The organism is Parvibaculum sp., assembly GCF_035511255.1.
Taxonomy (GTDB): Bacteria; Pseudomonadota; Alphaproteobacteria; order Parvibaculales; family Parvibaculaceae; genus Parvibaculum.
Map to the genome: position 1 here is coordinate 1 of NZ_DATKFR010000294.1, position 2,122 is coordinate 2,122.

A 2,122-nucleotide genomic window follows, 5' to 3' on the forward strand; every position below is an offset into this window, starting at 1 on the left:
CGGGCTTGTGCCGGTTCCACCGCCCCTCAATCGTCAGGCCTCACCCCCGCCCATGGAATTTGCCAACCACATCATCCTGATCACGGCGGCGCTGATTACCTTCTCGATCTTCGCCGGCGTCCTGTCGTCGCGGATCGGCGCGCCGCTGCTGCTCGTCTTCCTCGCCTTCGGCATGCTCGCCGGCGAAGACGGTTTCGGCGGCATCAGGTTTCAGGATTTTCGCCTCGCTTACCTTACGGGGTCGCTGGCGCTCGCCGTCATCCTCTTCGACGGCGGACTGAGCACGACCCGCGAGCAATTCTCCCATGCGCTCTCGCCGGCCATCGTGCTGGCGACCCTCGGCGTCGCGATCACGGCGGCGATCGTCGGCGCGGCCGCGCATTACATCCTCGGCTATGACTGGCTTGAGGCGCTGCTCATCGGCGCCATCGTCGGCCCCACGGACGCCGCCGCCGTCTTTCTCCTCCTCCATCTCAGGGGTCTCCGCCTGAAGCCCCGCGTCGGCTCCGCGCTGGAGGTCGAATCCGGCCTCAACGATCCGATGTCGATCTTCATGACGCTGGCCCTTGTCAGCCTCGCCGCGCATGGCTTTCCCAAGGGCGGCTGGAGCGAGACGGCGCTGACGCTCGCCTATGATTTTCTCTGGCAGATGGGCGGCGGCGTTCTCTTCGGCCTGATCGGCGGTCAGATCGTGCTCCGCGCCGTCAACCGTCTCAAATTCTCGGCCGGCATCTATCCGATCTTCGCCGGTGCGCTGGCCCTCGTCGTCTTCGCCGCCGCGCAGACGGTCGAGGCCTCGGGCTTCCTCGCGATCTATCTCGTCGGCACGACTTTGGGCAACAATCCGCACCGCGCCACCGCCGAGATCGCCCGCTTCTCCGACGGCCTCTCCTGGCTCGCCCAGATCGGCATGTTCCTGATGATGGGCCTTCTCGTCACGCCCTCGAAGCTGGTGCCGATCCTCCTGCCGGCTCTCGCCATCGCCGCCGTGCTGATCCTCGTCGCGCGTCCGGTCGCGGTCTTCCTCTCGCTCGCGCCCTTCAAATATGCACGCGGCGAACGGAGCTTCATCTCCTGGGTCGGCCTGCGCGGCGCCGTGCCGATCTTCCTCGCGACGATTCCGGTCCTCGAACACGTCAAGCACGCCCAGACGATCTTCGGCATCGCCTTCGTCGTGGTGATCGTCTCGCTCGTCGTCCAGGGCTGGACCATTTCGCCGGCCGCCAGGCTCACCGATGTCGAATTGCCGCCCCGGCCCGAAGCCCGCGCCCGCGTCGAGCTCGACCTGCCGACGGGCGCCGGCAAGACCGTCGTCGCCTATACGGTCGATCCGATGAGCCTCATCGCGCGCCGCCGCATGGCGCGCATGCCGCTGCCGCCGGGCACCGAGTTCATTTCCGTGATGCGCGAGGGCCAGGTCCGCAACACGTTGCCGTCCGACGGCGTCAAGGCGGGCGACGTCGTGATGCTGCTGACGGAGCCGGACGTGCTCTCCCAGCTCGACCGCCTCTTCGCCGCCCGCAAGGCGAGGAGCCGCGCCAGGGAGATCGGCCCGGTCGATTTCAAGCTCGATGCGGAAGCCAATGCCGGCACCGTCGCCGATATGTACGGCTTCCAGGTGACGCCGCATGAACGCGACCACACGCTTTCGAGCCTGATGCATGCCCGCCTCGGCCGCGACATCGAGGAAGGTCAACGCATCCGCGCCGGCACGGTCGAACTCGTCGCGCTGTCGATCGGCGAGGACGGCAGCCCCCGCAAGGTCGGCCTCGACCTCGACCCCCCGCCGCCGCAAAGCACCGCGACCCTTCTCAAGCTCCGTCTCGCCGAAATCAAACGCTCGGTGACGGAACTCTTCCTCTCGTAAAAAAACATGTCATCCCGGCGAAAGCCGGGACCCATTGGTTCCCTCAGCAAGAGAGAGAAACTACGGCGCGCGTTCCGGCACCCGATCGCCTTCGCTCCCACAAGAATAAAAGCGAGTGGGTCCCGGCTTGCGCCGGGATGACAGGTTTGGTTTGCGCGAATATCCGACTACACTCCGCCAAAACCAACTCAGGGAGAACGCCATGGACCTCCATCTCAAGGGCAAGAAGGCCGTCGTCACCGGCGCGACGCGCGG

General features: G+C 66.4%; 1 protein-coding gene. It reads left to right on the plus strand.

Annotation, left to right across the window (positions count from 1 at the left end; genetic code table 11):
• A partial coding sequence (locus VMR03_RS11610) for a potassium/proton antiporter (protein ID WP_325405369.1) occupies positions 1–1,867 on the plus strand: 1,867 nt, incomplete at its 5' end.
• Positions 1,868–2,122 lie beyond the last annotated feature (255 nt).